This window comes from Frankia sp. CcCS3 (genome assembly GCF_977927575.1).
This window is the reverse complement of record NZ_CDWRCL010000239.1, coordinates 1-6,099: the sequence shown is the minus strand read 5'-3', so window position 1 is coordinate 6,099 and position 6,099 is coordinate 1. Positions and strand designations below refer to the sequence as shown.

At 75.2% G+C, this 6,099-nt stretch carries 2 protein-coding genes; both read right to left on the bottom strand.

The genetic code is table 11. From position 1 onward, the window contains the following. Nucleotides 1–3,599: hypothetical protein (locus AC08OQ_RS16890; RefSeq protein WP_476612189.1), on the bottom strand; the 3,599-nt coding region annotated here is incomplete at its 3' end. Beyond that, a complete protein-coding gene (locus AC08OQ_RS16885) occupies nt 3,596–6,034 on the bottom strand; it encodes a hypothetical protein (protein ID WP_476612188.1) in 2,439 nt (812 codons plus the stop codon). The genes AC08OQ_RS16890 and AC08OQ_RS16885, both read right to left, overlap by 4 nt. Nucleotides 6,035–6,099 lie beyond the last annotated feature (65 nt).

Below are 6,099 nucleotides of genomic sequence, written 5' to 3'. Positions count from 1 at the left end.
ACCCGGGACGGCGTGTCGGCCGCCGCGGCCAGCGCGTCTACCGTCCGCTGCGCCTCGTCGCGCAGCTCGGCGTACCGGGCGCGCAGGTCGGTGAGGATCGCGGCGTCGAGAGCGGCGACGCTGGCGGAGTCCTCGGTGCTCGCGACGTCGCTCGCGAGCGATGGCTGGCTGCCGAGCGCGCGGACGAGGTCGCGGGCGCGCCGCTGCCAGCCCGGCCCGGTGCCGCCGTCCGGCGGGGCACCCAGCCGATACGCCGCCATCGCCAAGAGCAGGTCCGGCGACAGCACGAGCGTGTCCTCCGGCGCGAGTCCGAGGTCGGAGAGCGTGACCGGACCCCAGGTCCACGCCGAGGCGGGACCCGTCGCCGCCGCGACCGCCGCGGCCACCGAGGCGTCGGCGATGAGTGCGGGCGCGACTCCGTCGCCGGCGAGCGGTGCCACGTACGGCACCGCGGCCACCACCGCGGACGTAAGCCCGTCGGCGGTCAGCGGGGTCTCGGTGAACGCGAGCGTCGGCGGCGCGCCAAGCCCTGCGGCGGCGTCCATCGCAGCGCCGGCGAGGTCCGCCCGGCCGGTCACGACCTGGTGCACGGCTTCCGCGACCAGCAGGTCCCCGTACGCGTCGAGTGCGTCCCGCAGCTCTTCCAGCAGCTCTCTCTGCGCCGGGGAGACCGGCAGCGGCGGCGCGGCGGACAGGAGGGCGCTCAGCGCGGCGAGCCCGGAGCAGACCCGGCCGGGCTCCGCCTGCCCGCCGCGCATCGGGAACTGCGAGCGCAGCGCGGCCACGTCGGCGTGGGCGCTGACGACCCGCTCCACTTGCCGGCCGAGCGCCTCGTGCAGGTGCGCTCCGACCCGGACCTCCTCGGCCATCTCCTCGGCGAGCCGGATCCGGTCGGACTCCAGCTGCATCGACCACAGGTCGCAGCCGGCGGGATCGGTGAGCCGGTCGGTGACCTGCTTGTCCCGCAGCACAACCGCGGTCAGCGCCTGCGCGTGCGACGGCGCGTGCAGCAGCCCGCCCTCGGTCGGGCCTGGCATGCCGAGCATCGGCCCGTCCACCCAGCCGTACACGCCGAGCCGGAACCGGGTATCCGGCTTCGCGGCGAGCAGGTCGAGCCGGCGCGCCGCCATCCCGGTGAGCCACGGGTCGACGCGGTGGGTCGCGGTGTCCAGGGTGGACCGCAGGGCACGCTCCACGTCGGACAGGAGGTCCGGCGGCGGCTCGCGGAGCAGCTCGTAGAGCCGGGCCAGGCCGTCGCGGTGCACCCGCAGCACGAAGCCGGCCGGGTGGTCGTCCGGGTCGCCGGGCGACCAGGCCTGGCCGAGCGAGCGCAGCAGCGTCGGGTTGACGGTCGAACCGATCTCCGGCTCCAACAGCGGGTCGCCCGAGCCGGCGTTCACGCGGGCCACCGCGGCGACCGCCAGCATCACCGAGTGCAGCAGCAGCCGGACGAGCAGGCTGTCGGGCAGCAGCTCGTGCCACGCCTCGACGGCCCGGTCCCACGGGCCGGGCCGCTCGTCGAGCAGCGTCTCGACCAGCCGCGCGAGGCCTTCCTCGACGCTCATCGCCGGCACCGGGTCGCCGTTCTCGTCGACCCGGCCGGGCTCGTAGAACCACGACGGCCACCGGGTCGGCGCGACCAGCGGCAGCGTGAGCCGGTCGGCCTCGGCCGCAGCGAGGTACGCCCGCGCCGGCTCCTGCCCGAGCAGGTTCACAACAGCGGGCTCCAGGGCGGCCCGCACCTCCTCGGCGAACCGGTCGGCCTCGACGCCAGTGGTCGCGTTCCACAGCGCGGCCCAGAGCGTGGCCGGGAGGAACAGCCGGTGCATGTATCCGGCGGAGACCGCGTCCCGGCCCAACAGCTCGAGCAGCCCGGCGGTGTCCGCGCCGACCGCGGTGCCGTTCCCGCGCGCGCCGGCGGCGAGCGCGTCCCGCAGGACGAGCAGTGGTGCAAGCATCCGCTCCTCGCACGCCGCGGACTCGCCCTCCTCCGCCGAGATCCGCCAGCCGGTCATCACCGAGGCGGGCAGCAGCCCGTACGGCTGCTCGGCGATTCGTACAGGCGGCAGCGGCCCCTCCGGCCGCAGGTGGTCCGCGGCCCAGGCGCCGAGCCGGTCGGCATCCTCGCGCAGCCCCCACACGTCGCGCAGCTGGTGCCCCCACAGCGCCGGCCACAGGGCACGGACGAGCAGCTGGTCGAGGGTCCTCGCCGAGCCGGGCACGGCCGGGAGCGAGTCGGGCGCACCAGTCAGCGGCCGTGCGAGCGGGTTGATCTGGATGCCCTCGACCCGGAACGCCGCGGTGTCCCGCCACTCCCCCGGGTCGGTGCCGAGGCTCGCGGCCTGCTCGCCCTCCACGGCGTTGGTCGGCGCGCCGAGCGGCAGCAGCGCCAGTTCGCCGGCGTCGGCCTGCGCCCGCAGGTGCCCGGCCGGCTCCTCGTCGCCGACCCCGACCACGTAGAGCACGCCGATGTCGTCCGGCCCGCGCCCGTCCGGCAGCGCGATCTCAAGGCCGAGGCCGACGTCCTGGGCGGCCTGCCAGGACACCCACCAGCGGTCGGCCTGCTCGACGACCGTGCCGCCGGCCTCCGCGCGGGCGCCGACCACGTCGAAGACCAGCGCCGAGGTGTCCACCGTGGACGATCCGACCAGCACGGGGTCGCTGGCGCCGAACGAGCACCACACCTCCAGCGACGGCGGGAAGCCGCCGACCCGGTTCGGCGGCGCGGTGTGCTCGGCGGCGTCCGGTGCCGCGACGGTCACCCCGCCGGCGCCGACCATGGGCGGGTACGCCCCCACAAGCCACGCTGCCCGCGGCGGCGCGACCTGCCGGCAGAACCGCTCCCAGGCCGGCGGGCACAGGTCGCGCGACAGCCAGTCCGACGGCGCGAGCGCGCGCTGCGCCGGGGTGAGGGCGTCCCAGGTGTCCTGCCACATCTGGGTCAGCATCTCGATCTCGACCGGGGTGGGGACCGGGTCGTCCCGGCGTATGGACGCCTCGTCCGGCACGACCCGCAGCAACATCGTCCACTGCGGACCGTTCTGCCGGAACAGCGTCTCCAGCCGTACGGGCAGTAGCACGCACACGTCCCGGACGAGCGCGGGCCGCTCGGTGACGGGCAGCTCGAGCCGGGTCCGAACGGCGGACGCCACCAGCGTGTCGAAAACGTCGGCGCCGAACCTCGCCTGCAGACTCGGCACGATGTCCGGCCCCGGCCGCTCCTGCCGGACCACCGCCAGCGCGGAGTTCACCAGTCCGGGCATCGGCGGCGCGGTCCCGGCGAGGGTGCGCACCGCGTCGGTGCCGAGCGCGCCGAGGACGTCGCCGGTGCGCGCCTTCGGCGGTCCCCACAGCCAGGACAGCACGGCCCGCTCGGCCGCCTCGTCGGCGAGCTCGCCGGCCGGCGCGCCCGCCAGCAGTGTGCGCTCGGCATCGATCGCGACGGCGAGGGCCTGGACGGCCACCAGCTGCTGCTCCAGGTCCGCCCGCGAGTCGGGCGTGAGGTCCCCGGCTAGCTGGATCGAGCGGTCGGCGATCCGGCCCGCGGCGGTCCCTGCGGCGCTCTGCAGCAGGGCGTCCCGGCGCGATGCGTACGTCATGCCAGCCCCAGCCGCTCGAGGAAGTCGCCGTCGAACCCGACCCGGGTCGGCGTGTCGATGGTCGCGGCCGCGAACGCCGCTCCGGTCGTGGCGCCACCGCCGACCGGGTTCTCCACCGCGTCCACCGACCGGAACCGCAGCTCCGACGGGGGCTCGTCCAGCACCAGCCAGAACTGGTCCAGTGTGGACGGGTCGACGTCGAACGCGAAGAACACGACGTCCGGCGCCAGCGCGCCCTGGAAGATCGACCCGAGAAACCGCCGGTCGGCCTTGTTGGCCGCGGCGTAGGAGAAGTCCGGCGTCGCCATCAGCGCGGCGTCCGCGGTCGGCGTGGGGCGGACGAGGTAGACGAGCGTGCGCGGGTAGCGCCGGAAAAGGTCCGTCCGGAACACGATCACCAGGTCCTGCTTGCCGGTCGTCTCGCCGGGCTGCGTGACCTGGTGCCCGAGATCGCCGAGGTCCGAAGCTGGTGGCCACGATTCGACCGGGACGATGTCCGCCTCCCGCTTCCCGGTCTCGAAGTCGACGTGCCCCCAGAACATCCGCAGCGGCGTGGAGCGCCGGTCGACCGGCATGTTCCGCCAGTGCATCTCGCCGTGCAGCTGGGTGTTCAGGCCGACCAGGTAGGCGTCGATGAAGGCCGGGTTCGTCCGCATCGCGACGACCGAGTGCTTCTGCAGCGTGCCGATCCCGGGCAGCAGCCACTCCTTGGCTCGGTCGCGCAGCAGCGTCCACGTCGGCAGGTCCATACCCACCGGCAGCTCCGGCAGCTCCAGCGTCAGCAGCGGCAGGCCGTTGACCCGGGACCGGACGCGCAGGATCGCCGGGGCGTCCGGACCGCGCGGGTCGATCGCCGTGCTCACCACCCTGGCCGCGCCGCCGAGGTCCGACGGCGCGCACTCCAGCACCGTGCCGCGCGGCAGCAACGGGTCGAGGAACCGGCGCAGGTCCACCACGTTCAGCCGGTGCTCGCCAACCAGCGGCGGATCGCGGCGCGGCTCGAGCGGCAGCTCATCGAGCGCCGGCAGCCCTTGCCGGCGGGCGATCTCGTCGACGTGCGGCAGCCCGGCCGGCACGGGAGACGGCAGCGGGCAGGTGTTCGCCGCCGCGATCAGGTCGGGCCGGGACACGAAGCCGGTCGCGGTGTGCCGCGTCCAGGCGGCGCCGCGGCGGAGCATCCGGCGCGCGGCCGAGGAGAACAACGCGGCCTCGAGCAGGCTCGCCGGCCCGGTCAGCGCGCCGAGCGCGGTCTCTGTCGGCGTCCGCAGCCGGCGCATCAACGGCGCGAACAGGTCGATCCGGCGTACGGGGTCGTCGGGGATCCGCCGCTCCCACAGCGATCCCGCCGCGTGCAGGCCCAGCGCGAGCTGGGCGACGAGGTGCCCGGCGAGCGGCAGCGCGCCGAGCTGGTCGGCCGCCGCGGCAACGAGCTCATCCTGCCACTCCAGGCCCATCCACAGCCCGAGGCCGGCCGTGCCGCGGAAGCGCGGGTCGGCGCTCAGCGTGTCTGCCCACGCCGACGAGCCGGTCACCCACGGCCGCCCGTAGTCCGGCAGGCTCACCACCCCGCGCCCGAGCGGGTCGGCGAGCGTCCGCGCCGCGGCCACGAACGCCGCGAGGTCCGCCCGCGCGGCCGCCTCCTCGGCGCCGTCGGGGTCGCCACCGAGGTTTGTGATCGCGCCGCGGACCTCCAGCGCGAGGTCGACCGGCCCTCTCCGGTACGCCAGCGGCGCCCGCCCCAGCCCCGTGGACGACCGAGCGATGATCGCGAACGCGAGCGTCTCGAAGTCGCCCTCCTCGGCGGTCCAAAACCGCCACCAGTGCAGCACAGGCAGCGTGGACGGCTGCCGGCCGGCGGCGAGGTCCCACGCCGGCGCGCCCGCGTCGTCGAACGCGGGGACGACGACCGCCCGGTACTCAGTCTGCGGGTCCAGCCTGCGCGGAGAGAGGAGCCGGGACGCATGTGTAAGCCCGTCGTCCTGCACGTGCGCCCATGACGCGGACGTGGTGAGGTCGTGCTTCTCCAGCACCGACCGCCGCAGGATCGCGACTGTGCCGGAGTCCACCCGCAGCTCCTCGATCGTGCCGACGAGCACGACCAGCCACGGCGGCAGCACGTCACCGACGGCCTTGCGCGGCGTGTACCGCCACGGCAGGCCCGGGTCGGCGAAGTCGACGTGCACGAGCTTCGTGGTCTCCGCGTCCGGAGCGTCCGCCCGGGGCGCGGTCCGCGCGACGACCCCGGGCTTCAGCGCGGCGACATCCCGCGGCGCCACGAGGGCGAACGGCACCGCGCCGCCTGCGGTGTCCGGCCGCTGCCGGTCGTCCAGCCGGAGGTTGAGCGAGCCGACCAGCCGGCCGTCGTGCGGCGTGGGATCGGGCACCAGGTCGAAAAGCGGCGAGCGATGCCAGCTGGTGAACGTCAGGTCGGCCACTAGGGCCTGTTTGGGAAGTTTATCGGGGCAGCCATTCGTTGATCGCGGCGATGGTGACTGTTGCT